Raw genomic sequence first — 26,847 nt, forward strand, 5'->3', positions numbered from 1 at the left:
AGTCAACTTGATGGAGAAGATATTCAAACAATTTTTTGCCAATCGTACTGCAGTCATTGCTACGATGCATCATAAGGAAAAGGTTATCGCTCCTTTGCTGGAAAGGGAACTTGGGGTTAAAACTATTGTCACTAAGCAGTTAGATACAGATGCATTCGGGACGTTTACAATGGAAGTGGAGAGGCCAGGAAATCAACTAGAAGCAGCTAGAAAAAAGTTAGCAGAGGCATTAAGGCAGACAAACACAACATTGGGGGTCGCAAGTGAAGGATCTTTCGGATCACACCCGGTTTTTCCCCTTGCCCCTTATAACAGAGAGTTAATGTTGTTTTTAGACAGGGAAATGGACATAGAGGTGACTGGCTATGTTGCAAATAGCAACACAAATTATTCCCAAAAAGAGATCAGGAGTTATGAGGAGGCGATGGAATTCGCCCTCGCAATCGGTTTTCCTGAACATGCAGTGATCTTAAAAAGGGTACGAAACACTTCAAATGAAGAAGTTGAGCTGGTCAAGGGGATAACAACGGAATCGGACCTAGCCAATGCAATGATAGATTTGCAAAGGTCAAATCGCAATGTCACTTCCATTTCTGATTGCACTCTTGTCATAGAAACGGATATGCGGGCTATGTATAACCCAACTCGCATGAAGAATATTAAGTTAGCTACAGAAGATTTATTGGAGAAACTAAAGTCAGTTTGTCCAAAATGTGATACGCCAGGCTTTAGTCTTCATGATGTGAAGAAGGGATTACCATGTGAATGGTGTCATATGCCAACCAATGCGACCCTTGCTCATGTGTATCAATGCCAGAAGTGCACTTATGTAGAAGAAAAACAACGCCCTGATGGAATGAATTATGCCGATCCTGCACATTGTAACTTTTGCAATCCATAAGAAGCCAAGCGCTAGCGATTAAGTTAGGGCTTGGCTTCTTCATTACTTTAGTTTAAAGTTTTCTGGTCGAACATTTTTCAATACATTAATGGCAAATAAAACGACACCAATTGTTAAGATAATTCCACCAATTCCAACGATAGGACCTAAGGCATCATTCCCAGTTTTGATTAAGGAAAAAAGAGCAATCATCATGATGATCAAGCCGATATTGTGCAGTACAAAATGACCCTTACCTAGAATATCTTCAGTAGCTTTAGGAAATAGAAAATAAATTAGTCCTGCTAAAGTCATGGACGTCCAGCCAAGTAAATTAATTTGTGCATGGACACCTGTGAGTGAATAATCATGAGTCATAGACATATAAAGACCTAGAGAAACCCCAATGACAAAGTAAACTACTGAAATTTTTATAAACTGAATACCCAACCTCAATCCCCTCCCTCTTGTGTTATTTTAGTGTTTTTAAACATAACACTTTCTATATATAGGTATTTTCAACCCTGTATAAAATGACAAAGAATATAAGCCGTTTTTCCTAAGCAGTTTGTATGTATTATATTTTTAACTAAGTCAAAAAGCCGTATAAGTATACTGAAATAACGAAATCGTTGCTTGATATGTTCAATCATTTGTTTTATTGGAGTTTGATACATTACCAGTTTGGTTTAAAAAGATGTATAAAGTGAATAGGGATATAACTTTTATTTTTATAAGGGGTAATTTTTTTATGTATCAATTAAGAGACGAAGAGCTAGTAAGGGCTTATGAGGACGCGAAGTATTTCTCATTAGATATGGAATTTATAGAACTATTAGAAAAAGAAATAACAAGAAGAAGACTAGTAACACATGAAGATGGAAGAATGAAGAAGCTGTATTAAGTGGTAATGTGTACCTATTATAATATGATCTTAGATAGGTAGTTAGATAATGATACAATAGAACTAATAAATATTAATTTTCTTTTAAGGGAGGCTTTTGATGGACTCGAAAATAAAAATACTCATTGCAGAAGATGATCTAGATACACAAGAAATTATTGCGAGTTTTATTAACCCTCTTAAAGCCTTTGAAATTATTGGATCGGTACATGATGGTGAAAGTCTTGTTGAAATGATGGTAGACTTGGGTCCAGATTTAATCATTGCTGATATAAATATGCCAAATATTAACGGAATAGATGCCATAAGGCAATGTATTCAAATTCGACCATCTATTAAATTTATATTCCTAACCGGTCATAAGGAATACGCCACTACTGCATTTGATTTAAACGCTGTAGATTATTTATTAAAGCCCCTTAAAAAAGACCGCTTATATGTTGGACTCGAAAAGGCTAAATGCTTTCTTCATAAGAAAAAGATGACAGAGAAGGATCGGAAAATACTAACCGTTAAGGTGGCTAGGGCATCATTTTTTATACATTTTAGCAGTATTCTTTTCATAGAGAAGGAAAATCGTAAGACAGTTATTCACACTCTTGATGAAAAGTATGAAACAAACGAAACATTGGAAAGTATTTATAAACGGTTAAATCTAGATTTTTTCCGAACCCATCGCTCTTTCATAGTTAATATCCATTGGATCTCTCATATTACAGGAGAAGGGGAAACGTACTTTGCTCATCTCAGAAAGTATCCTCAATATGTTCATGTATCTAAGCTGCGACTCAACGAATTATATAAAGAGTTATCCACTCATATAGAAACGACTAAATAACGCCTTTGCGTTATTTTTTTTTGAATAAACTACCCTGACAATAGATTCTGTATGGAGGTTTACCTAATTATTACCAGTTCTTACAACCTTTCCGTTTTAGTAGTCTTCTTATAAAATATATATATATCTATTTTTTATATGGAGGTATTTTGTGAATCAACAAAGAAACCAAACATTGATAGAGTATCGTTCACACTTTTTAGAGCGAATATACGAAAAAAATAGCGCCCATGTCATGTATGTGTTTAGTGAGTATGAAATTTATTACAAAAATGCCCTGTTCTTTATATCTGATGGGTTAGAAAATGGAGAGTATATATTACTTATTGAAAAAGAAGAGTTTTACTCAACTATTAAGACAGATTTATTGTTAAGTGGTTACTCGGAGGAAAGAGTTGCTTTAATAAAGTTTGTTAACAGAACTGATTTTTATCTTAAAGATAACAAATTTAGCGCTGAAAATAGCTCTATCCAGTTAAATCAATTCCTTGAAGAGTACAGTGCTGCAGATGTGAGGGTAAGGATATGGGGACGAGTAAACACGAAGGCTGCCTCTATAATTAATCTAATAATATATGAAAACGAATGTGACAAAGTAATAAATGATAGTAATGTTCTAACTGTTTGCAGTTATAATGGCTTGGAAACTCCTGCCTACTTCCAAAATGAACTCCTAAAAGTACATGAATACTTAATGGTCGATGATCAAATTGAAAAATCTCCATTATATAGTAGAAAAAACATAAATTTTTCAGATTCAGATCTAGAAAGGTTACGCTCCTTAGAAGAAGAAAACAACCAATTAAAAGTAGCGAATGAAAAACTACTAGTAGAATCAGCGCGTCAAAGGGAATCGGAAATGTTCCTTAAAATTGAGAAAGAGAATGCTGAAAAGGCGAATTACGAAAAGAATATGTTTTTATCACATATGAGTCATGACTTGAGAACGCCCTTAAATACGATACAAGGATATTCTCAAATATTACTAATGAAAGAAGAGTACGCGAATAATAAAAAGGAAATCAATAAGATTTATGGTGCTTCGGAACAGTTACTGAAATTGATAGAAGAAATTTTAGATTTTACAGTAATAGACTCAGGAAAGATAAATGTAAATAAAGAGGTAATCGAGTTGAATTCCTTTTTAGAAAATTGTATTAGTTCCATACTGGATCTAAATACAACGGATGTAACCGTGCAGTTACATCACGTAGAGAATGATGTCTTTATCCAAGCAGACCCCGTACGTTTAAACCAAATAGTTACCAACCTCTTGAATAATGCAATTAAGTACAATAATCCAAATGGTGAAATTAGTATTTATTGTTGCGCTAATCAGAATGACGAGATTGTTATTCATTTTAAAGACTCAGGAATCGGAATTGAAAAGGAAGAAACGCATTTAATTTTCGAACCATTTTATCGTTCTAAAAGTACGATGAATAGTTGGGAAGGTACAGGTTTAGGATTAGCAATTGTTGCCCAGTTGACGAAGAGGATGGGTGGGCATTACGGAGTAGTTTCGGAAAAAGGCGTTGGTTCAACCTTTTGGGTTTCTTTCAAAAAAGCTGATTCAAATAGGGATATGATCAACGAGAAGTTGCAGGAAATCCAAGAACAAACGCTAGGTGAAAAAGTGCAAATAACCGTACTATATGTGGAAGATAATTCAGAAAATATTGCAGTTATGTCCTCTATGCTAGATTTGATGGATCATGTTGAATTAATTGGTGTTGCAACAGGGAAAGAAGGCATAGAAAAAGCGTGCTCAATTCGTCCAGACATTGTATTGTTAGACCTGAGTTTACCAGATATTGATGGCTTTCAAGTCTTAGGAGAATTAAGATCTAATCCCATCACGAAACATATCCCGATTGTGGCTGTGAGTGCTGATGCTATGGAGTCAACTGTTAAAAAGGCTCTGAGAGAAGGATGTAAAGCTTATATTACGAAACCAATTCATTATGAAGAGTTAAGGAATATTATTGAGAGTTATTAAATATTGGCAATTGGCGGCAACTCTAAAAACTAGAGTTGCTGCCCTTTTAAAGTCAAGTCGTATCCAAAAGGGCTGTCATATAACATTCTTTTCTATTACATTTTACCTAGCTCTTTTCCGTTAAAGGAAATGATAACTTCCTTCATGGTTCTTTCTTCACCTTTTCCAGCAAGGTTAGTTAGTCCTCGGTGAATAAAGAAGAAAACTCCCCCAGAGTATACAAAACCAGCACCAATAATAGCTAAACGTAACTGAAGTTGTTGAAGTGGTGTGATGATACTGCTGAAAAAGAAAGTGGTGATGAACAATACGGCAAGAGTGAGGGTTCCAAAAAGAAACAATTTTTTCCCCATAACAGTCAATTTATCAATTTTTTCTTGATTACCCATTTGTCCTTCCCCCTTGTATGAGTTGTCCAATACCTTCCTGTTTGTATTAATGTATGAGGAGTGCTGGGGAAAAAGAACAAATGGGTGTAATTAGTTTACATTTTAATAGTCTGTTATGTTTTTTCACATACCGTATAGTCAAAAAATCATTGTTATAAAGTACAATACTGGTAGTACCAGGATTAGCAGGACCGTGTTTACAAACCAACTTGAATTGGCCAGGTCTTGATCTAAACCAAAGAGCTGGGGTGGAACGAGAGAGGTGAATCCTGGTGGCATCGCCGCTAAGATAATCACTGTTTTTAAAGCGATCCCGTCATAAATATCTTTCAAGCCCAAGGCAAGGGCGAGGAATGTCACTGTTACAGGGACGATGAGATATTTAATTCCAGCGATCATGAAGCTCTCTTTTAGAAAACCTTTTACCTTCGACACTTTTAAGTTAAAGCCAGTTGGGACAACAAGGAGGATCGTAAAGATTGGGACTAGGATACTGTTGAGATCAGCATATACCTCTGGCCTGTCCCAAGGAGATAGATTTAAACTCCCCCCGATAATAATAGCTGTAAGCGTCATAATGATAAATGGATTCGTCCCGATTTTTTTCCAAAGGGGAACTGTCTGTTCTTTCAGCTTATTCTCCCCATAAGACTGTGAAATTGGGAATCCAACGGTATAATAGAGAAGGTCCTCAAACAGCCTAAATAAGGCTACGAAAACAAGGCTCGCTTCTCCGAAAAAAACGAAGCAAAATAAAGCGCCGAAGCTGCCTAAATTAGTAAATGTTCCTGATGCAAATAAGGCACCCTTTTGTTTGTTTTCTAGCTTTAAGAATTTTCCAGCCAAAAGGGCTAAAGAGCCTCCTAATCCAATGGCAAGCGCTCCTAATATGGGAATGTAAACTAAACGGAAATCCTCAAGTTGAACAAACCAAAATGCTCCTAAAATAATGATAGGATTAATAACTAATAACGCAGTCATGGTAGATCGTTTTAATACTTGATGCATTTTATTTGGCGATTCTATAAAAAGGCCTTTATCGAGCAAGAGTCTTAATCCTCTGCCGAATAATAGACCGATTACGATGATTGACAGTGCAAATATAAAACCACTCATTCTCCTAGCTCCCTCTTGTTAGCTGTTTTCTTATTCTTCTATAATAACAGTTTCATGATTCTATCACTGTTAAAATTTGAAGATGACCTATAAAAAATACTTAGGATTAGGCTTAGATAGGGGGACTATGAACTTTATTCAATATATATGGTTACTTTTACTAGGTACTTGTTTCTATTTTGAATTTTACAAAAACTAATTCCCATAATTATCCTACAATTTGCTATAATATAGAGGTTAATAAGCACGATGGGAAGGGTCTGGGGAGGTTCTTCTTATTGATTTTCCTATGTCCTATAATTCTGACATAAATGCTTCAAGTTGAAACTTTTCTACTTCATCAATCGTAAAATAGGTCCACATCAATTTTGGATATAAACCAACATAATGAGAACTCTACGTATCTTGTGATTTCTATAGGATAAAACAAATTTAAAATAAATGAGGGAGGGTTGTTAATATGAGCATGCTACAAAGGTTTAAAACCATCATGGCCAGTAACGTAAATGCTCTGCTAGATACGTCAAATCCTGCGAAAATGGTGACTAAACATTTGAGAGAGTTAGATAAAGATTTTCGCCAGGTGAAAATGGAATTGACAACTTTACAGACGGCAGAGCAAAGGGCGTTGAGGCTACTAAATGAGTGTAAGGCAGAGATAAACAAAATGCACCAATACGCCTTGAAAGCAATGGAGACCAATAGGGAAGATATGGCAAGGAGCTTTTTGGAAAAAAAGGCATCATTAGCAACGAAGGAAGCGGACCTAGAGAAACAATATGAATCTGCAAAGGAATCGACTGGCCAACTGAAGCAAATGTACGAAAAGCTAGCTTCAGACATAGAAACACTAGAATCACGCCGTTCAACCCTAAAAGGGAAGGCATCTGTTGCATCAGCGCAAAAGAAGATTAATGAAGCAGGTGTTTCAATGTATCAATCCATGTCGTCATTAGACCAAATGGAGGAAGAGGTCATGCGAGCGCAGTTTGAAGCGGAAGCAATGGCCGAATTAAATGGTGTTCCATTGGACGCATTAGAAAAAAGCAGTAAGTCTGTTGAATCTGCCCCGAGTAAGCCTTCTCTGGAGGATGAATTAGCTAAGCTGAGGGAAGAGGTAAAGGGAAAGGATCAAACATAAATTTAAGATAATTTAAAGTCTGTTGTAGTGCGTTACGATTATAGTTTTCTCATCATAAATATCAATAATTAATTATGCAAAAATGGAGAGGTGATAAAGATGATCCTACATTATAAATGTCAAAACTGTGGAGATGATATGGCATTTGAAACCGGCTCTGGCACGCTTTCCTGTCAGAGCTGTGGGAGACAAGATACGATCGAGAATTTCGATGAAGAGTACATAACAACGACTTTTTCAGAGGATGAGGCGAGGGAGTATCATTGTGATAACTGTGGAGCGGATATCATTACAGATGCCGATACGACAGCAACCTCCTGTAGTTTCTGCGGAGCAGGAGTAGTATTGGCTGACAGGGTTTCTGGCGCTTTAGCTCCATCTAAGGTAATACCTTTTAAAATTAGTAAAGACGAAGCAAAGCAAGCTTTTAAGAAGTGGTGTAAAAACGGACTCCTTACTCCTGCTGGATTTATGTCTGGGAATCGGGTGAAAGAAATAACAGGAATTTATGTCCCTTTCTGGATGTATGATTTAAACAGTCGGGTGAAAGTGAATGGGACTGGTACGAGAGTGCGGACGTATTCAAGGGGAGACTATATTTATACTGAAACAAAGTTTTATGATGTATACCGTGATATCGACTTGAATTATAAGAAAGTACCTGTTGATGCGTCGGAAAAAATGAATGATGAACTCATGGATAAGGTGGAGCCATATAATTACGAGGCCTTGAAGGACTTTAAAACACCTTATTTGGCAGGGTATTTAGCAGAGAAGTATAACTTCACAGATGAACAACTTTTTTCACGGGTGAAGTCAAAAATTCAAAGGTTTATAGATTCCTATGTTAGTTCTACCGTTTCTGGTTATTCTTCTGTTAGTTACCGAAATAAAGACGTACGCACTCGAAAAAGACGTAGTTATTATGTCCTTCTTCCAGTTTGGATGGTGTATTACGACTATGACAAGCAGGAGCACACCTTTGCCATGAACGGACAAACAGGAAAAGTAGTTGGGAAACCACCTATTTCTAGCGCAAAAGTAGCAGCATGGTTCGGTGGAATCGCAGGCTCCATCATACTTGTGATGAAGTCAATATCCTTCATTCTAGGTGGTGGTTTCTGGTGAGAAGTATGAATAGTAATAGGATAATATCGTCGCTGCTCTTATTATTTTTATTGTTTATTCCAGCTGGCGCATTTGTCTCTGCAGAAACCAGTTCTAATCAAGTAATCTATGATTATGCGGAAGTTCTTTCAGCAGAGGAAAAAGGGCAACTAGAAGTACTTGCCCGTGAATATGCTGATAAAAGAAAGACAGATTTTATCTTCTTGTCCACGAGAGATACAGGAGGAAGAGATGTAGAAGATTTTATGGGTGATTTTTATGATGATGAAAGGGTAGGTTATGATAAGCCCCATGGGAATGCAGCTATTTTAACAATAGATTTGGATAATGGTGATGTTTACTCAGCTGGATTTGGGATTGCGGAAGACCTCCTTGATGATCATCGATTAGACTTAATTATGGATGAAATTATCGGTGATTTAAGAAGTGAAAACTATGCTAGTGCATTTGAGACATTTATAATCATGGCAGAGGATTATATGGGGTATAGAGCTGGAATTAGCCCTAATAATCTCATTTTTGAATGGTGGTTTCAAATTTTAGTAGCGGCAGGTGTAGCAGGTGTCGTTGTTGGAGGCATGGCCTATAATTCTGGCGGTAAAGTGACGGTGAATAAGAACACTTATATGGATGCTGAAAACTCTAGAGTTGTCTCCAGACGTGATACGTATCTAAGAAAAACCGTGTCAAAACGCAGAAAGCCATCTAGTAATAATAGTAGAGGTGGCAGAGGCGGAGGCGGGGTTACTCGCGGAGGAAGATCACACAGCGGAAGTCGAAGGAGTTTATAATACAATAAATTTGCACCATGTAGTGTGAGAATATATTCTTGAAATAATTTGTTGGAACAAACGGCTGTTTGCGAAGTAACTGTCTCTTCCTCTACGAGCATAAGCTGCGAATCCGTCGAGACTACTCGAAGCATACTCGTGATGTAAATGCTCGTTCCAGTGAGAAGGGCGAGCCAAGCAAGACCCCGTATGAACGAGGGGGCTTGCGGTTCGCCGACGGAAAGGGAGTAAATAGTATGTTGTTCCAACAAAACCTATTTTCAAGGTTGTATACCATTAATTTAAAAATTTTGCCATGGATGATGAAAAGATTTAGGAACTAAGTTAGTGTAAGTGTAAGTCCATGAGACTCCTGCGGGATTGAAGGCAGGGGTAAGACCCCGCAGTGCGCATGCACGAGGAGGCTTACCAGCCGCCCGCGGAAAGCGAATAGACTGAAACGATCACCAACACATGATTTGTATTTTCACGATAGGCTATTTTTTTAAACGACTGTTTAAAAATGAAAGATAATATATTTATAGAAAGGAATTGGTGAGTTAAATGTCATTCTTTAGAGGTCAATTATCGAACGTTATAGAGTGGGATGAGTTTCGGGAAGATATGATCTTTTGGCGATGGGGAAACAAGGAAATCAAAAAGGGAAGTAGATTAATCCTCCGTCAAGGACAGGACGCTATCTTTTTTAACAATGGAAAAATTGAAGGGGTCTTTACAGAGAGTGGGGACTACGATATTGAATCTGATATTATCCCATTTTTATCAACATTAAAAGGGTTTAAGTTTGGATTTAATTCGGGCATGCGAGTAGAGGTTGTATTCGTAAATACGAGGACATTCCAGGTGAAGTGGGGAACGAAGGGACCAATTAACATACAGTCTACCTCTCCTCAATTGCCTGGTGGGATTCCAATTCGTGCTAATGGAACCTTTAGCTTTAAAGTAAGTGATTACGTAGCATTAATAGATAACGTAGCTGGAGTGAGAGATTCGTATGTGGTCAAAGACGTGCGCACGAGGATCACGTCAAATATGAATCAGTTTCTAATGAAGTGGATAACGCGAGAAGGAAAAGATATCTTCAACCTTCAGGCAAATGCCTTTGAAATTTCAGAAGGGATTCGTCAGGATATTGACATGGAGGTTATGAAGAATGGGTTGTCTGTAGTTGAGTTTAATGTTGACGACTTTAACTATCCACCAGAAATTCAAGAAATGATTAATAAGAGTGCGTCTCAGTCCATGCTTGGAGATGTTGATAAATACCAAAGGCTCGCAATGACCGATGCGATGGCTGAGTCGATGAAATCTGGAAAAGGTGGCGGTGGTGCTGGCAGCGGGATTTCAGGCACTGCAACGGATATGGCTGGCATGATGATGGGTATGAATATGGCCAATGAGATGATGAAGAGTATGAATCCGAATCAAAATCAGCCGAATCAGCAGTTTCCAAATCAACAATATCCTAACCAGCAACAGCAATTTCAAGGCCAACAAGGTTTTCCAGGTGGTCAAGGCGGATCAGGTGGCCAAGGCGGTCAAGGTGGTCAAGGTGGTCAAGGTGGCCAAGGCGGGCAGCAGTGGAACCAATCACAACAGCAGCAATCTCCTTCTCAATCCCAGTCTAGTCAAGCTGGCGGTGCAGCAGCAGGAGGTAATGGTGGCGATGCTGGTGGTGCAAAGAGTATTCCGAACTTCTGTCCGAACTGTGGAAGTAGAACTGCCGGCATGAATTTCTGCGGCAACTGTGGACATAAACTAGCTTAATCGTGTTTTAGCCAGTAGTGAAATAAACTGCTGGCTTTTTTGTTGTTTAGCGTACAATGTAAAAGTTTTCAGTCTAGTTTGTGAATATGTTGTTTAGATTGAATAAACTTCTGTTATTTAAGTGCGAAGTTAACATTAACGATTGTGTTTTTATGATGAGTGAGTTGTTTTAAGAAAGAAGTGTTTGTCATGGACAGTTTTCTAGTTTTAGCAAGTGGAACTGTCCGAGGAAGCTCGTTCCATGGACAGATTTCTATTCTTGAAAGCGTATCGAGTATAGGAAAAAGCGGTTGTTAAAATGTGTTTGCTGACATAGGGGGCATAATAGGCTATAATTGCTGTTAGTTTGAAAAACTCCTTATGGAGGTCTTGTTATGCAAAATGAAGTAATAAAAAATGTACAACCAACAATAAAAGAACACTCCGTTTTGGAGCAAATAAAGTACCTAATAAAAGCGCCAGTTCTTATAGCGAATGTCGTTCCTGTCCTAACAGGTTTTTTGCTAGCTTTATTTTTTTCTGGGGCCACTTTTGCAGGTCATTTGGGCCTCTTACTCCTTACATTAATTGGGAGCACACTTGTGATAGCAGGGGCGTTAGTTATTAATAACTGGTACGATGTTGACATTGATACTGTAATGGGGCGGACGAAAAAACGACCTACAGTAACAGGAGATATCTCCTTGAAAACTGTGTTGACGATCGGCATCGTTTTATCGGGTGTAGGATTCATCATCATGTTTTTCACTACACTAGAAGCTACTCTATATTCTTTTATCGGGTGGTTTACGTACGTCTTCCTTTACACCATGTGGTCAAAAAGAAGGTATACGTGGAATACGATTATTGGGAGTGTTTCAGGTGCTGTAACACCACTTATCGGTTGGGCAGCATTGGAACCTGCTTTTTCACATATTGTCCCATTAGTATTGTTTATGATCATTTTCATATGGCAGATGCCTCACACATACTCAATCGCGATGAGAAAGTATGACGAATATAAAGCGGCAGGGGTGAAAATGCTTCCTGTAGTTAAAGGATTTCGTGTTACAAAAATTCATTTTCTATTTTATGTAATATGTTTATTTCCTCTCCCATTCTTCTTAATGTCACTGGGAATGGTCTTTGTTATAACTGCAACTATTCTCAATATAGCCTGGCTTATATTATGTATTCAAGGCTTTATGACAAAGAACAACCATCGGTGGGCAACGAATAGCTTTTTCTATTCGGTGAATTACCTTATGATACTGTTCGTGTTAATGATTGTGGTGACTTTCCCAATTTTTCAATAAGAATCGGGAGTGCTGGTGAAGGTAGCTGTAACCGAAGACGTAATGATAGCTTTCGGGTTCATATTAGCTTTAATGATAGCCGTAACAGTGATTATGGCTGTGCAACTGCTCGGAGTATACGATTATGCGTATACTCCGGGCAGTTTTTTTTGTGTTTGGGGAAAGAATTTTATATTAGGTGAGTTGCTAGCGACAGATTAATTATTTTTGTGGAAAAAACAGTTAATAAGCCGGGCTCATACCGACAGATTTGAAGTTAGAAAACGGAAAACTGTCGATAAGAGTAAGGGTTACCGACAGATTTGATGCTAGAAAAAGCAAAACTGTCGATAAGAGCAAGGGTTACCGACAGATTTGAAGTTAGAAAACGGAAAACTGTCGATAAGAACAAGGAATACCGACAGATTTGAAGTTTTGAGAAGGGAAACTGTCGATAAGGTGGGTTCATACCGACAGATTTGAAGTTAGAAAACGCAAAACTGTCGATAAGGAGGGTTCATACCGACAGATTTGATGCTAGAAAAAGCAAAACTGTCGATAAGAACAAGGAATACCGGCAGATTTGAAGTTTTGAGAAGGGAAACTGTCGATAAGGAGGGTTCATACCGACAGATTTGAAGTTAGAAAACGGAAAACTGTCGATAAGAGCAAGGAATACCGACAGATTTGATGTAAGAAAAAGCAAAACTGTCGATAAGAGCAAAGGTTACCGACAGATTTGAAGCTCAGGAACGCAAAACTGTCGAAAAGAGCAAGGGTTACCGACAGATTTGAAGTAAGAAAACGGAAAACTGTCGAAAAGAGCAAGGGTTACCGACAGATTTGAAGTTAGAAAACGGAAAACTGTCGATAAGAACAAGGAATACCGACAGATTTGATGTAAGAAAACGCAAAACTGTCGAAAAGAGCAAGGGTTACCGACAGATTTGAAGTTAGAAAACGGAAAACTGTCGATAAGAACAAGGAATACCGACAGATTTGATGTTAGAAAACGGAAAACTGTCGATAAGGCGGGTTCATAACAACAGATTGGAAGCTTGGCGGGTTCATACCGGCAGATTTCAGATTTTACCACTGGAATCTGTCAATAAACCAAGACACATACCCGACAGTATCCAACTTTAGCAAAGAAAACTGTCTTTTTGAATTTACCTCTAATCCAATTCCCTCTCACCTTTCCCACCCACATCAGAATCCACATTCCCGCCCACTAAACCCCCACCCCCACCCCATCAACCCCACACCCCCACCTTTTCACGTTATCTAAAGTGGAAAAATATTTTTCTTTCGAAAGTGATTCATCTCACCACGTCGATAATCACTCTCAATTAAGATGAATGTATGGGGAGTAGAAATCACTAAGACTTAGGGGAGGTTGAATCAATGTTGAATGAGAAAGATAGTGCTGTCCGTAAAGAAGTCAATACGCCTGTAGAAGAGGAAGAAAAGGCGCCATTAATTGGTACATGGTTTTCCTTAGGTATATTGGGACTAGTCATCTTTGGAACTTATATATTAATGTTTTGGTTTTATTTTGACAGATACTGAGGAGGGGAAAAGATGAAAATGCATTTAGATGAAAAGATTTGGCTTATTTTAAGCTTTGGATTAATAATGGGATTCATGTTTTTCACAGGATATCAGACGTTTGTATTAGGGATGGGGCCGCCGAGTCACATGGAAACGATTGATCCACAGAACGTCGATAATATTGCACCATTTGATGAGCCTGGTGTTTATCAGGTTGGGGAGAATGAGTATGAAGTTGTGATGACGCTTGAGATATTCAGCTTCAATCCAGGGAATATTGAGATTCCGGCTGGGGCGACAGTTACGTTTATCATGACGTCGAAGGACGTTGTGCACGGCTTCCAAGTTGCAGATACGAACTTAAATGCAATGGTTATGCCAGGGCATATTCAAAAAATCACGCAGACATTCCATGAGCCAGGAGAGTATTTAGTTCTTTGTAATGAATACTGCGGTACTGGGCATCAACATATGGCAACAACGATTACGGTGAAATAAAGGGGGGAAACCAATTGGAAACAGCAGTAAAGAATTTTAAAGAGAAAACAAGTAACGTTTTTGGAATAAATCCACAAGATGCACTTTTATCAAAATCATATCTTTTAGTAGCTTTTGCAGCACTTCTCTTAGGTGGTACTTTAGGTCTTCTCCAAGGTCTTAATAGAGCAGGACTACTTGAACTACCAAGATGGCTCAATTACTATCAAGTCCTCACAGCACACGGACTTTTACTCGTATTAGTACTTACAGCATTTTTCACAATAGGTTATTTCTATGCAGGTTTATCACATAACTTAGGAGGCTTACTACCGAAAGTTAGGAAGATGGCATGGATCGGTTTCACGTTGAAAATGATCGGTTTTGTTTTAGCCGTTATTCCAATATTGATGAACAATGCGACAGTCATGTATACGTTCTATCCACCTATGGCAGCATCTCCTATTTTTTACTTCGGTTTAGTATTTATTGTCCTAGGTGTTTGGATGTGTGCATTTGGATCATTCATTCAAGTGGCAAATTGGAGAAAAAATAATAAAGGGAAACATGTTCCAATTTTATCTTACTTTGCAACAGGGGTATTTGTACTCTTGTTCTTCGGAAGTATCCCAGTAACGATTGAAGTATTGATGATTATTCCTTGGGCTATTGGTTGGGTAGAAACAATCAATGTCATGTTAACTCGAACGTTATTCTGGGCTTTCGGACACACGCTAGTAAACATTTGGTATTTAACAGCAGTTTCTGCATGGTATGTTATTGTTCCGAAGATTATTGGTGGAAGAAGATTTAGTGATACATTAACACGAGTAGTAATCATTCTTCTTGTGATCATGAACATTCCTGGGGGCTTCCATCACCAGATCATTGATCCAGGAATCCATGAATCTGTGAAATTTTTACACGTCTTTATGAGTCTTGCAATTGCCTTCCCATCATTAATGACTGCGTATGCAATGTTTGCAACATTCGAGCGCACTGCTAGAAAAAAAGGTGGAAAAGGATTATTCGGATGGTTTAAAAAGCTTCCATGGGGGGACGTGCGTTTCTTAGCTCCAATGCTAGCGATGATTGCGTTCATTCCAGGTGGAGCAGGTGGTATTGTTCAAAGCACAAACCAACTAAACCAAGTTGTTCATAATACGATGTGGGTTGTTGGGCATTTCCATATCACAGTAGGTATTTCTGTAGTTCTTACGTTTTTTGGAATCTGTTACTGGTTAATCCCTTACATTTCCAAACGAGTTTTGACACCAGCAATGAATAAGTTAGGTGTTGCTACAACGATTATTTGGACAGTTGGTATGAGTTTAATGGCCTTTGCCATGCATTGGGTTGGGCTATTAGGTTCGCCACGTAGAACATCTTACACAACGTATATGGATCATGCCACAGCATTGAGCTGGGATCCGTACTTGTTCTTCCTTGCAATTGGTGGGACATTGCTCATGGTCGGCGTTATTCTTCAAGTGTATGCTGTTGTGCATATGATGTTCTTCGCACCAAAAGGGGAAACGGAATTCCCGATTGCTGATGAGGAAGATAATGCAACACCAACACCATATTGGACGGAAAAATGGGGTCGTATTATCGTGATTATGCTCATTGTAGTAGCAATGGGGTACGTCATTCCAGTGGTTGACATGATCGTTAACGCACCTCCAGGATCACCGCCATTTAGAACTTGGTAAAACCTTAACCTTTATCAATTCAAAAAATATTGGGATAGCTGACAAGGCTACTGAAAAAGTGCCAACATATGAAAAATTGGATTATATCTATAGGGCATTTGTATAAAGATGCTGATGAGTCCTGAGCAAACTCGCTTTCCGCGGGCGGGCTGGTAAGCCTCCTCGATGCTATGCATCTGCGGGGTCTTACCCCTGCCTTCCATCCCGCAGGAGTCTCGCTTGCTCCGGTCTCATCAACTTTTCTTCATATATAAATTCTTGAATAACGATTCATTAAAAAATCAATATTTTCACTTTTTCAGTGGCCATATAGCTGACAGATATCCCTTTTTTATAGGAAGTGATCAAGATGGCAAACAACAAGAAGACGCTGATTTCACTCATTGTCGTGTTAGTTTTCGGAGTTTTATTGTTTTATATAGGCACTGATGGGTTCCGAGCTTATACAGCTGAAACGGCAAGAGTGATTCAGCTATTAGAAGACAAACCTAAATTTCCAGAAGTAATGCTGGAGGATAGTAACGAAGAGAAGTATCCTATTTCAGAGTTTAAAGGAAGCTATGTTTTTATTACCTTCATGTATACTGCTTGTGGGACGATTTGCCCAATATTGGAGATGAATATGGGGCAAGTGTATCGGCAAATTCCAGAAGAATATGTAGGAGAAGACATTACCTTTTTAAGCATCAGCTTTGATCCTGAGCGTGATGACCCTGAGACGCTGAAAGAATACATGGAATTGTTTTATGCCGATGGAGAAACGTGGAGAATGGCAAGGGTTAATGACGATGGGGAATTACAACATTTATTAGACGAAATCGGTGTAATTGTTATTCCAGATGGTGAAGGAGATTTCGCCCATAATTCAGCCTTTTACCTTGTTGACAGGGATGGTTATCTGATGGACGTCATGGATTTTACGGATGTGGATGCAGCTGCAGAGCGTGTGATATCCATTCTCGAAGGGGATAAGGGGGATTAAGGTATGACACAATTTATATGGGGATTCCTTTTACTAGTGTTTTTAGCGCTTCCTCCTGTTGCTAACTTATTGGAGTCGATCATGATAGTCCACATGCATATGCAAATGCCTTTGTTAGTAATAGCAGGATTCTTGATGGCCCGACTCGTTCAGCTGAAATTCCCTCGATTTTTTGAAAACTGGAATGGTAACGGCGTACCAGGGATTTTATTATTCGTCATAATTATGGGATATTGGACGCTTCCGAGAGCAATGGACGAGGCATTAACTGTGCCTGCAATTGAAATATTCAAATATATTAGCCTCCCTTTTTTAGCTGGCATTCCGTTACGTGATAGTTGGGGAAAGCTTAATAATCTTTGGAAAAATAGTGTGATTGGATTTTTCACAGTCCTGTTTTTTGCAATGGGCTGGCTTTATATCGCTTCACCAGAGCAACTATGTACGAACTACTTAATCGTCGAACAAATCACCCTCGGATGGGGCTTTGTGACGATGGCATTATGTATGGTCATCTATCTTGCATACACTTACTTTGTGGATCCAGCAGATTATGAATAGGCGCAAACTTTGATATTCCCTTTTGATTTCTGTACATTTAAGGTAACGCCACAAAAGTTGGAGGAGTTACCATGAATGATTTAAAAGGGATTCACCATGTTACTGCGATTACAAGCAGTGCAGAGAAGAATTATGAATTTTTCACGTATGTCTTAGGAATGCGTCTTGTTAAGAAAACAGTTAACCAAGATGATATTCAAACCTACCATTTATTTTTTGCAGATGACACTGGAAGCCCAGGAACAGATATGACATTCTTTGATTTCCCTGGCATTCCAAAGGGAGTACATGGAACGAATGAAATATATAAAACGTCTTTTCGCGTGCCAAGTGACGCTGCTTTAGACTATTGGGTGAAACGCTTTGATCGCCTTCAAGTACAGCATACAGGAGTGAAAGAGCAGTTTGGGAAAAAGACAATATCGTTTGTAGATTTCGACGACCAGAACTACCAATTAATTTCTGATGAGAAAAACAAAGGTGTTGAAGCAGGCACGCCATGGCAGGACGGGCCAATTCCGCTAGAGTATGCAATTACGGGCTTAGGACCGATTTTTATTCGAATCGAAAACTTTGATTACTTTAAGGAGATGCTTGAGAAAGTCCTGCTGTACAAGGAAATTGACAAAGATGGATCTCATCATTTATTTGAAGTAGGTGAAGGTGGGAATGGTGCCCAAGTGATTGTGGAGCATAATGTTGTCCTCCCATCTGCCCAGCAAGGGTTCGGTACAGTTCATCATGCTGCCTTTAGAATTGAAGATCGTGCCGAGTTGGACGCTTGGGACCAACGTCTAAGAAGTTTTGGTTTTCAAACATCGGGATTCGTGGACAGGTTTTTCTTTAAGTCACTATATGCAAGGGTTGCTCCGCAAATATTATTTGAATTCGCAACAGATGGTCCAGGATTTATGGGTGATGAACCATATGAGACCCTTGGGGAAAAATTGTCACTGCCCCCATTCCTTGAGGACAAACGGGATGAAATTGAGAACCTTGTTCGCCCTATTGATACAGTTAGAAGTACGAAAAAGATGGAAAAGGAATACTAATGTTGAAAAAAGGCACCTGTACAAAGACTTGTCCAGGTGCCTTTAACTATTATTGTAAGTGCATTTTATAACAGCTTTTTAATGTCATCTTCAAGTTTTGCTGGGTCTGTTGTAGGGGCGTAACGTTCGACTACATTCCCTTCTCGATCCACAAGAAACTTCGTGAAGTTCCACTTGATTTTTTTAGAGAGAACTCCTTTTTTCTGTTCCGTTAAAAACTTGAATAATGGTGCTGCATTTTCTCCATTCACATCAGTTTTTGCGTAAATTGGAAAGGTCACGCCGTAATTCAACTTACAAAACTCGGTTGTTTCTTCAATGTTCTCGAATTCTTGATTATTAAATTGGTCAGAAGGAAACCCGAGAATTTCAAGACCTTCGTCTTTATATTTATCGTATAACGATTGTAGCCCTTCAAACTGTGGTGTTAAGCCACATTTACTTGCAGTGTTAACGATAAGTAAAACCTTCCCGTTGTAGTCCGTTAAAGATTGCTCTGCGCCATTTACTTTAGTTACTTCAAAATCAAAAACATTTTCCATGTTAATCCCCCTTCATTTTGTAAGAGATCAAACCTCATTTGTAAACCGAATTTATCATAAAAACTTCCAATAAGCCATTTTTATAGACTGGTCTAGCGTTTATAATGAAATTAACAAGATATTATGGACCACCTTTGAAAAGGTGAGTTCAATTCATATGAGATTTTGTCAGAGGATCCTGGATTTGTTTAGTTCTATGTCTCTTCCGATTAAAGTAGATATACATCATTTTTTACCTGGGGGATTAGTTGATGCAGTTTATGTTAGTTGGACCTGCAAGTATCATTGAGGTCATTATAAGTTACATAACTTTAGGGTTAATTATTTATTTAATTTATCGTTACTATCAAAAACAAAAGAATCAAGACATTCACCCAAAAGCATGGAAAGCTTGTTTAGCAACTTTAGTAGGGGTATTTACATTTAGCATAAATATCCCCATGTTTCGTACGATGATTGAAATACCCATATTACCTATAGGGGTCTGGGTTTTACTATGGTATGCCTCATCTAGAAAAGGGGCATGGGCCAAATATCGTCCTTTTGCATGGCTTGGATTTTACGCTAATTTTCTTTTTATTGTATCTGCATTAATGAATGTTTTCGTACACGATATTATTTATCCGAAGGGAGAACTCTCTACTTATATAGGAGATTACGAGAATGGCGTGATCATTCAGCTTCATCCCTCTGCAAAGGATGTGAACCTTGATAAAACTAGTTTAGATCAACAATTAGGAATCGTTGAGGAAGTGCCAGTTAACAATATGGAATGGTACCACGATATGGTCACGTTCGATATGGAAGATTCGGAGGAAAAGGAAGAGCAGTTTCCCTATTTATTAAGTAGGACATCGTCAAGGTGGGGAAGCGGGATTCCGACTTTGATTTACGTGGAAAAGGACGGTAGAGGTTTTTTAATAGATTCTCCTTATGATCAAAGGTATTTTCGTACTGATGAATCCATTTTGAAGGGCGGTAATATAGAATGAAGCGAAAAAAAACTTTGATTCTGATATTTATTACAGTCCTTCTTGGTATCGGGATTATCTATTATTACTTTTTATCAGGACCGGACGAATTTTTAACCGAAGAAAGCTTGAAAGAAGTATTTCGTAACTTTAGTGGGGGCTTTGATGTTGAAATACAACATATCGAGTTTTTGAGTGATAAACATGTTTTTGTACCATTTAAATCAAATGATCAATACGGGACTAGTCATTGGGTCTGGAGAAATAGAAGCTGGGATCTAGGAGATATAAGTACGATCCAACAACCAAGCATCTGGAAAGTTGATCCAAAAGATCCTTCTACCTATAAAGTCCTTTGGAATATTGACGAAGATACAACCGTGACGGATTTTGATGTTTATCTGGTCAATCAGAGGGGCTATCGAGTAAGTAATAATGTTCATCAATATACACCTAAAATCCAGCTTCATTTTAATGTAGATTTTGAATCTGAAGAGAACTCTTATGGTATGAAAAATATACCTGCAGAATGGGTGCCAATTATAGAAAATTATATGGATGTAGAGGACGTAAGACAGCCTGATGCCTCCATCTTCGACTTTTTCCATCACAGTGGTTTATCTTTTGGTTGGATCCCATATGATGAAAATCGAGAAATTAAGTTTCCTGATTCTCCTAATGGTCATGGATCAGGTTATGGTGAAATACATCTTTATCACATGCCTATCATTCCAGAACATGATTTAGAATAAGAGAAACGGTGCTGATGCACTAGTAGGTAGGCTTATGTGTTTATTGAAAATAAAAACACAATCTGATATATTCATTTATAATTCAATACAATAGTAATCAATGAAGTGACCAAGTAAATAAGAACTGTGGGACAGAAAATATAGTATATGCTGAGAGCTATATCACCTCTTCTTATTGAAAACCTACCACGGAGATGTTAGTTAAAAACTAACCGAGTAGTTTCGTTACCAACGTTTAGAGGACTTAATATTTATTATTAATGTCGAACTAAGGTGGTACCACGTCTAGCATAAAGACGTCCTTTTGGGGGCTCTTTATGTTTTTTTATTTAGCTCTGTTAAACTTAGATGTTGATTTTTTGTTACAGGTACTCGCTTTTACCACAGGCACAAGTGCGACATCTGCTCAACTTTCGCAGTGTCTTCTTTGCCGCGGGCGGCTGGTAAGCCTCCTCCAAATTCCGCCTAAGAACTTGCCCACGTCCTGTGGGCAACGGCGTAATGTCGGCGTCCTGCCTCCTGCATCTGCGGGGTCTTACCCCTGCCTTTAATCCCGCAGGAACGAGCGTTTACATCACGAGTAAGCTTCGAGTTGTCTCGACGGATATACTACAGAGCATTTGCTTGTAGAGGAAGAGACAGTCATACCTTCCACAAAAAATCAAAAGTTTTAAATATCAACATTATCCTTTAACAGAGCTTTTTATTTAATAAATTTAATAAATCACTATCTAAGGAGGATAAGGATAAATGTCAAATAAAAAAATGGATTTTTCAAAATGGTACATTGAGACGATTCAAAAAGCTGATTTAATGGATTACACACCAGTTAGAGGCTGTATCGCATTTAAGCCAGATGGTTACGAATTATGGGAACACATTCAAGAAGAAATGGATAGGCGGTTTAAAGAAACAGGTCACCGTAATGCATATTTCCCTATGCTGATTCCTGAATCTTTTTTTCAAAAGGAGAAAGATCATATTGAAGGATTCTCTCCAGAACTACCTTGGGTAACAGAAGCAGCAGGAGAAAAATTAGAGGAGCGCTTAGCACTCCGTCCAACTTCTGAAACAATGATTGGTCATTTGTATTCGGATTGGATTAAAAGTTATCGAGATTTGCCAGTGTTAATTAATCAATGGGCAAATGTTTTCCGTTGGGAAAAGAAAACCCTTCCTTTCATTCGTACATCTGAATTTTTATGGCAAGAAGGTCATACAGCTCACGTAGATGAGGAAGATGCCCGTAAGGAAACCATGCAGATGTTAACTATTTATAAGGAAGTTGTAGAAGGGTTGCTTGCGATTCCAGTATATGACGGACAAAAAACACCATCCGAGCGCTTTGCTGGAGCTGTGGACACATACTCCATTGAAGCAATGATGAAGGATGGAAAAGCGGTACAAGCTGGGACCTCTCATTATCTTGGGACAAAATTCGCTGAAGCATTTGATATCAAATTTTTAACCAAAGAAAACAAACATGAATATGTGCATACAACCTCTTGGGGGACGTCCACACGTTTAATTGGCTCGGTTATCATGGTTCATGGCGATGAACAAGGTCTTGTATTACCACCTAGAATCGCCCCGACTCAAGTAGTGTTAATACCAGTTGGTCCATGGAAGAAGAATCCTGCAATAATTGAGAAGTTAGATGAAATTTTTGCAATTTTAAAAGGGAAAGGAATCAGAGTACGTCTAGATGACTCTGACCAATCACCAGGCTTTAAGTTCAATGAATGGGAGTTAAAAGGAGTGCCAGTTAGAATTGAACTAGGACCACGTGATTTAGAAAAAAATCAAGTGATGATGAAGGCCCGTGATGAAGGGGATAAGATTTCTGTACCTTTAGATGATGTTGTTCCAATCATTGAAAAAGAGCTTGAAACGATGCAAACTCGTCTTTACGACAAAGCAAAAGCTTTCCTTGCAGAAAACTCTCATACACACATTGATACAATTGAGCAGCTAAAACAACACCTAGCTGAAGCAGAGGAAAAAGAAATAATTCCAGGCTGGGTATTAGCTGGTTGGTGTGGAGATGATGCTTGTGAAGCAGCTATAAAAGAAGAAACTAAATTTACGACACGTAACATACCATTTAATCCACCTGTGAAAAAACATACTTGTATTTATTGTGATAAAGAAGCTGAGCATACAGTTTGGTTTGCCCGAGCTTATTAGAAGGGCGGGAGATTGTAGGCTGAAGGTGGGAGACGGAAGGTGGGGTAATACGCTTGACTAAAGGGCTGAGATAATATTGGATACAGTCTTTGCTCTTTTGATTTCTGGCCGCATTTTGCGAAAATGCGGCCAGGAATTAGAGCTCACGAGTAATCTAGTCCGCAAACTCAAAAACGCATTCCATAAATAGTCGTAACCAAAACAACCGAGCGCCCTTTGCTCGGTTGTTTTTAAATAAATGACATTTTTTGTGGCCGATGACCAAGGACCAAAGACCAAGGAGCCTAGCCTAAGCCTTCCTTATTATCCTCTAAAACTAATTTTTTCCAAGTCGATTTGGGGTACTAGCCCTTCTTGCATCGCTCTTCCTAGTAATGATTCTACAGCAGCGAATCCTGCATTACCTAGGTCGGCGCTAAACTCGTTCACATAAAGATCAATATGGGATTTGGCAACCTCTGGAGACATTTCCTGTGCGTGCTCTAATACATAGTCCATTGACGCTTCAGGGTTATCCCATGCATAGTTGACAGATTGACGGATCCAGTCCGTTAATTCCCCTAAATTTAACGATTTTTTTGCAATAATAGCGCCTAAGGGGATAGGGGAACCTGTATCCTGTTCCCACCAGTCTCCAAGATCCGTGAGAAGCTTTAGGTTGAAATTCTGGTAAGTGAAGCGAGCTTCATGAATAACAAGGCCAGCATCAATTTTGCCATCACGAACAGCAGGCATAATCTCGTGGAAAGGCATGACGATGATTTTTCCTACTCCTCCTGGAATCTGTTGTGCTGCCCATAGACGGAAAAGTAGATAAGCAGTTGAACGTTCACTTGGTACAGCAACTGTTTTTCCAGCTAAGTCTTCTGCTTTCGTATAATCATTGCTTAGGACAAGTGGCCCACAGCCTCTGCCCAGTGCCCCGCCGCATGGCAATAATCGATAGTCTTCGTGCATGTATGGAAGGGCTGCATAAGATATTTTCATAATTTCTGGACTGTCTCCCTTAACGGCTAGTCCATTTGTGATATCAATGTCCGCATAAGTTACATCAAACTTCGGTGTGTTAGGAATTAATCCATGGGTTAATGCGTGAAAAATAAACGTGTCGTTTGGACATGGTGAATAGACGATATTCATTTATAATACCTCCTTCAAGGCAGAAAAAGTTTTTTCTAGTGTGGCAAATGCTTCTTTTATACGCCAGGACTCTCGATCTCTCGGGCCAACAGCGTTAGAAATCGCCCTGATTTCAAGACATGGAATGCCAAAGTTTTTCGCAGCAGAAGCAACACCGAAGCCTTCCATTGCTTCTGCGCAGGCAGTTGGAATTCTCGATAAAAGGTCCGTTGCTGTCTGTTCCGTCCCTGTAACTGTTGATAAAGTAAGGATTGCACCAGACGTGGTATGGACCTCCTTAGACTCTAGGGCTTGGACAATATTAGGAATGTATTCAGTTGCAGGTTCGATTTGGGAAAAACCGAATCCAAGCTCTTCAATAGAAAGGAACTTTTCCGAAGTCTCTGCACCTAAATCAGCAGCGATGATCTTGTCTGCTATAACAATGGACTCTAGTGGCGCTTTCCCCTCAAAACCTCCAGCAATACCAGCACAAATGACGAGATCATAACTAGTTTGCATTAAAGCTTTTGTCGTATTTATGGCTGCTTCAACTGGGCCAACACCAGCTAGGGCTGATTCGAATCGACTGTCATCTTGAAGCCCTTTCATTACAGCATTCTGTTCTGCAGAAACGGCTGTCATTATAAGGATTTTTTTGTTTCTCTGTGGGTTATGATGGTTAGATTGACCCGATGTACTAAAGTTAACCATGAATAAACTCCTCTGAAAACTCATTATTTTAATACTTGATACAAATTTATCTTTTCCTGAATGACTTGTAAAGTAATGAGCGCAAAATGTAGATTTTTGTTAGATCTGGTTCCATAAGAAGCTAGAGTATAGAAGTAATGAAGAGATTTTACATGAAATAGAACATGAATATATGGTATTGTTTATATATGTATTTTATTTCGGCGAGCGAATCTTTTAACTAACTATACATAAAATTATTAGAATTTTTAAACAGATAACATCGTTTGGAGGAACAGCTATGAAGAAGGTATTATCATTTCTCATACCATATCGTTTAGCAGTAGGAGTAGCTTTGTTTTTCACATTTACAGAATTGGGAGTTGAACTCATTCAACCGTTCTTAATGGCAAAGATCATTGATGATGGAATACTGGCTGAAGATCTATCTGTTGTGATGACTTGGGGAGGCATCATGGTCGGGCTTTCACTGGTTGCCTTTGTCTCAGGTATTTTAAACTCCTTTTATGCTGCACATGCAAGTCAGAGTACTGGATTTGCTGTTCGAAGTAGCCTTTTTGAAAAGGTACAGTCTTTTTCATTTTCAAACTTTAGTAAATTTCCAACCTCATCCCTCATTACAAGAATGACAAATGATATTACACAGATTCAAAATACTATCTTTATGAGCTTACGGATTATGCTTCGGGCGCCACTCTTAATTATTGGTTCAGTCATCATGGCCCTATTGGTTAATGTTAAGTTAGCGTTGATCCTTGTTGTCGCAGTTCCTTTCTTAATATTGTTTTTAATAACGATTATGAGGAAAGCAGGAAGTATGTTTAAGAAAGTGCAAGAAAGGCTCGATGTTGTTAACAGTGTGATGCAGGAAAACTTAGCTGGAATCCGCTTAATTAAGGCTTTTTTAAGAAGAAAGCATGAATCTAAACGATTTACTAAGGCAAGTGCGAACTTAAGGGATCGTACCGTTTCGGCATTAAGGCTGATTGAGATCGCAATGCCTGTGACTTTATTAATCATGAATATAGGTATTATGGCAATTTTATGGTTTGGTACCTTTGAAGTTCAGGCGGGTGGAGCTACTGTGGGAGAAGTAGTAGCAATCATCAACTATACAATGAGAATTACAGCGGTTCTATCAGTGTTTTCCATGATCATTATGATCTTCTCACGATTTAAAGCATCAGCACAAAGAATTGAGGATGTATTAACGACAGATGCTGACTTAGAAGATACAGATCATAGTGATGAAAAAATTAATATAGTTGATGGGAAAGTAAGCTTTGATAATGTGTCTTTTACATATCCAGGAACAGAGACAAAAGTTTTACAAAATCTTTCCTTTGAAGTGAAGCCAGGGGAGAGAGTGGCCATTTTAGGAGCTACAGGATCTGGGAAGTCAACTCTCTTTCAGTTAATTCCCAGGCTGTATGATGTTGATGGTGGAAGAATTCTCATCGATGGTCACGATATAACAAACATGAAGCTTAATGTTTTGAGAAAACAAATAGGATTTGTTCCGCAAGAGGCCATGCTTTTTACTGGTCCACTAAAGGATAACATCGCTTGGGGAAAAGAAGATGCTGCCATGGAAGAAATCATTGAAGCAGCAAAACATGCACAAATTCATGAAACAATTGAAGAATTACCTAACAAATACGATACGTTATTAGGTCAAAAAGGAGTTAACCTTTCTGGAGGACAAAAACAGCGTCTTTCCATTGCGAGGGCGTTGGTAAGAAAACCGAAAATACTCCTTTTAGACGATAGCACGAGTGCATTAGATGTAAAAACAGAGCAAAAATTATTAAAGGCTTTGGATCATTATGCTTGTACTACATTTTTAATTACACAGAAGATGAGCACAACCATGAATGCTGATACCATTCTTCTACTAGAAGATGGGGAATTGTCTGCAAAAGGAAGTCATGAAGAGTTGATGGCAGAATCAAGTCTATATCGTAAAATATATGAATCACAGCTGGGAGAGGTGATGTGAC

General features: G+C 38.6%; 25 protein-coding genes and 1 other annotated feature. Of the genes, 19 read left to right on the forward strand and 6 right to left on the reverse strand.

All coding sequences use genetic code 11. The features are described 5' to 3' along the window. Positions 1-10: 10 nt before the first annotated feature. Positions 11-901, forward strand: a complete 891-nt coding sequence (locus BW724_RS02520) for a DUF6671 family protein (RefSeq protein ID WP_088073520.1) — start codon at positions 11-13, stop codon at positions 899-901. A gap of 42 nt (positions 902-943) precedes the next feature. Here the strand turns inward: BW724_RS02520 and BW724_RS02525 are convergent, their stop codons facing one another. Continuing rightward, positions 944-1,330, reverse strand: a complete 387-nt coding sequence (locus BW724_RS02525) for a cytochrome-c oxidase (protein ID WP_176371264.1) — start codon at positions 1,328-1,330, stop codon at positions 944-946. A 301-nt stretch (positions 1,331-1,631) separates the two neighbouring features. On the opposite strand from BW724_RS02525, the gene sda reads away from it, so the two are divergent. The 3 genes from sda (at position 1,632) to BW724_RS02540 (ending at position 4,621) form a co-directional block, all read left to right on the forward strand. Then, positions 1,632-1,784 (forward strand): sporulation histidine kinase inhibitor Sda, encoded by a 153-nt coding sequence (gene sda / locus BW724_RS02530; protein WP_140354889.1) that lies wholly within the window; start codon positions 1,632-1,634, stop codon positions 1,782-1,784. 100 nt (positions 1,785-1,884) lie between these two features. Beyond that, the gene (locus BW724_RS02535; RefSeq protein ID WP_088073523.1) at positions 1,885-2,622 is read left to right on the forward strand and encodes a LytR/AlgR family response regulator transcription factor; all 738 of its coding nucleotides are present in this window, start codon (positions 1,885-1,887) and stop codon (positions 2,620-2,622) included. 151 nt (positions 2,623-2,773) lie between these two features. Then, positions 2,774-4,621, forward strand: coding sequence for an ATP-binding protein (locus BW724_RS02540; protein ID WP_088073524.1), 1,848 nt, complete (start codon positions 2,774-2,776; stop codon positions 4,619-4,621). 95 nt (positions 4,622-4,716) lie between these two features. Here BW724_RS02540 and BW724_RS02545 read toward each other — a convergent pair whose 3' ends face one another. After that, a complete protein-coding gene (locus BW724_RS02545) occupies positions 4,717-5,010 on the reverse strand; it encodes a hypothetical protein (RefSeq protein ID WP_088073525.1) in 294 nt (97 codons plus the stop codon). A gap of 138 nt (positions 5,011-5,148) precedes the next feature. Beyond that, entirely contained in the window at positions 5,149-6,126 is a 978-nt protein-coding gene (locus tag BW724_RS02550) for an AEC family transporter (protein ID WP_088073526.1), read from the reverse strand. A gap of 460 nt (positions 6,127-6,586) precedes the next feature. Here BW724_RS02550 and BW724_RS02555 point away from each other — a divergent pair, with 460 nt between their 5' ends. The 11 genes from BW724_RS02555 to BW724_RS02605 all read left to right on the forward strand — a co-directional run bounded on the left by BW724_RS02555 (position 6,587) and on the right by BW724_RS02605 (position 18,562). Next, positions 6,587-7,267 carry a PspA/IM30 family protein gene (locus BW724_RS02555; protein ID WP_088073527.1) on the forward strand — a complete coding sequence of 227 codons (681 nt, stop codon included), beginning with the start codon at positions 6,587-6,589 and terminating at the stop codon, positions 7,265-7,267. A 99-nt stretch (positions 7,268-7,366) separates the two neighbouring features. Next, a complete protein-coding gene (locus BW724_RS02560) occupies positions 7,367-8,395 on the forward strand; it encodes a TFIIB-type zinc ribbon-containing protein (RefSeq protein WP_088073528.1) in 1,029 nt (342 codons plus the stop codon). Positions 8,396-8,400: 5 nt separating this feature from the next. Beyond that, positions 8,401-9,186 (forward strand): TPM domain-containing protein, encoded by a 786-nt coding sequence (locus BW724_RS02565; protein ID WP_088077625.1) that lies wholly within the window; start codon positions 8,401-8,403, stop codon positions 9,184-9,186. A gap of 543 nt (positions 9,187-9,729) precedes the next feature. Continuing rightward, a complete protein-coding gene (locus BW724_RS02570; protein ID WP_088073529.1) occupies positions 9,730-10,953 on the forward strand; it encodes an SPFH domain-containing protein in 1,224 nt (407 codons plus the stop codon). A 374-nt stretch (positions 10,954-11,327) separates the two neighbouring features. Further along, a complete protein-coding gene (cyoE, locus tag BW724_RS02575) occupies positions 11,328-12,248 on the forward strand; it encodes a heme o synthase (RefSeq protein ID WP_088073530.1) in 921 nt (306 codons plus the stop codon). 1,383 nt (positions 12,249-13,631) lie between these two features. Continuing rightward, positions 13,632-13,796 carry a hypothetical protein gene (locus BW724_RS23430; RefSeq protein WP_176371265.1) on the forward strand — a complete coding sequence of 55 codons (165 nt, stop codon included), beginning with the start codon at positions 13,632-13,634 and terminating at the stop codon, positions 13,794-13,796. 12 nt (positions 13,797-13,808) lie between these two features. Continuing rightward, complete coding sequence (locus BW724_RS02585) at positions 13,809-14,276, forward strand: cytochrome c oxidase subunit II (protein WP_088073532.1); 468 nt, start codon at positions 13,809-13,811, stop codon at positions 14,274-14,276. Between the two features lie 14 nt (positions 14,277-14,290). Next, positions 14,291-15,967 carry a cbb3-type cytochrome c oxidase subunit I gene (locus BW724_RS02590; RefSeq protein ID WP_088073533.1) on the forward strand — a complete coding sequence of 559 codons (1,677 nt, stop codon included), beginning with the start codon at positions 14,291-14,293 and terminating at the stop codon, positions 15,965-15,967. Positions 15,968-16,316: 349 nt separating this feature from the next. After that, entirely contained in the window at positions 16,317-16,949 is a 633-nt protein-coding gene (locus BW724_RS02595; protein ID WP_088073534.1) for an SCO family protein, read from the forward strand. A gap of 3 nt (positions 16,950-16,952) precedes the next feature. Further along, a complete protein-coding gene (locus BW724_RS02600) occupies positions 16,953-17,510 on the forward strand; it encodes a hypothetical protein (RefSeq protein ID WP_088073535.1) in 558 nt (185 codons plus the stop codon). Positions 17,511-17,581: 71 nt separating this feature from the next. After that, the gene (locus BW724_RS02605; protein WP_088073536.1) at positions 17,582-18,562 is read left to right on the forward strand and encodes a ring-cleaving dioxygenase; all 981 of its coding nucleotides are present in this window, start codon (positions 17,582-17,584) and stop codon (positions 18,560-18,562) included. A gap of 65 nt (positions 18,563-18,627) precedes the next feature. Here BW724_RS02605 and BW724_RS02610 read toward each other — a convergent pair whose 3' ends face one another. After that, positions 18,628-19,104 carry a glutathione peroxidase gene (locus tag BW724_RS02610; RefSeq protein WP_088073537.1) on the reverse strand — a complete coding sequence of 159 codons (477 nt, stop codon included), beginning with the start codon at positions 19,102-19,104 and terminating at the stop codon, positions 18,628-18,630. Positions 19,105-19,355: 251 nt separating this feature from the next. On the opposite strand from BW724_RS02610, the gene BW724_RS02615 reads away from it, so the two are divergent. The 3 genes from BW724_RS02615 to proS all read left to right on the forward strand — a co-directional run bounded on the left by BW724_RS02615 (position 19,356) and on the right by proS (position 23,014). Then, the gene (locus BW724_RS02615; RefSeq protein ID WP_088073538.1) at positions 19,356-20,096 is read left to right on the forward strand and encodes a hypothetical protein; all 741 of its coding nucleotides are present in this window, start codon (positions 19,356-19,358) and stop codon (positions 20,094-20,096) included. Beyond that, entirely contained in the window at positions 20,093-20,827 is a 735-nt protein-coding gene (locus tag BW724_RS02620; RefSeq protein WP_088073539.1) for a hypothetical protein, read from the forward strand. Before BW724_RS02615 ends, BW724_RS02620 begins: the two co-directional genes overlap by 4 nt. A 91-nt stretch (positions 20,828-20,918) precedes the next feature. Continuing rightward, positions 20,919-21,134, forward strand: a binding site (T-box leader). A gap of 443 nt (positions 21,135-21,577) precedes the next feature. After that, positions 21,578-23,014 (forward strand): proline--tRNA ligase, encoded by a 1,437-nt coding sequence (gene proS, locus BW724_RS02625; RefSeq protein ID WP_088073540.1) that lies wholly within the window; start codon positions 21,578-21,580, stop codon positions 23,012-23,014. A gap of 303 nt (positions 23,015-23,317) precedes the next feature. Here the strand turns inward: proS and BW724_RS02630 are convergent, their stop codons facing one another. Both BW724_RS02630 and BW724_RS02635 read right to left on the reverse strand, forming a co-directional pair. Continuing rightward, positions 23,318-24,154 (reverse strand): 1,4-dihydroxy-6-naphtoate synthase, encoded by an 837-nt coding sequence (locus BW724_RS02630; RefSeq protein WP_088073541.1) that lies wholly within the window; start codon positions 24,152-24,154, stop codon positions 23,318-23,320. Continuing rightward, the gene (locus tag BW724_RS02635; RefSeq protein WP_088073542.1) at positions 24,155-24,847 is read right to left on the reverse strand and encodes a futalosine hydrolase; all 693 of its coding nucleotides are present in this window, start codon (positions 24,845-24,847) and stop codon (positions 24,155-24,157) included. It lies immediately after the preceding gene. A gap of 280 nt (positions 24,848-25,127) precedes the next feature. Here BW724_RS02635 and BW724_RS02640 point away from each other — a divergent pair, with 280 nt between their 5' ends. Beyond that, the gene (locus tag BW724_RS02640) at positions 25,128-26,846 is read left to right on the forward strand and encodes an ABC transporter ATP-binding protein (protein ID WP_088073543.1); all 1,719 of its coding nucleotides are present in this window, start codon (positions 25,128-25,130) and stop codon (positions 26,844-26,846) included. The last annotated feature ends 1 nt before the right edge of the window (position 26,847 follow it).

Origin of the sequence: Litchfieldia alkalitelluris, assembly GCF_002153425.1 — a bacterium.
Classification (GTDB): domain Bacteria; phylum Bacillota; class Bacilli; order Bacillales; family Salisediminibacteriaceae; genus Evansella; species Evansella alkalicola.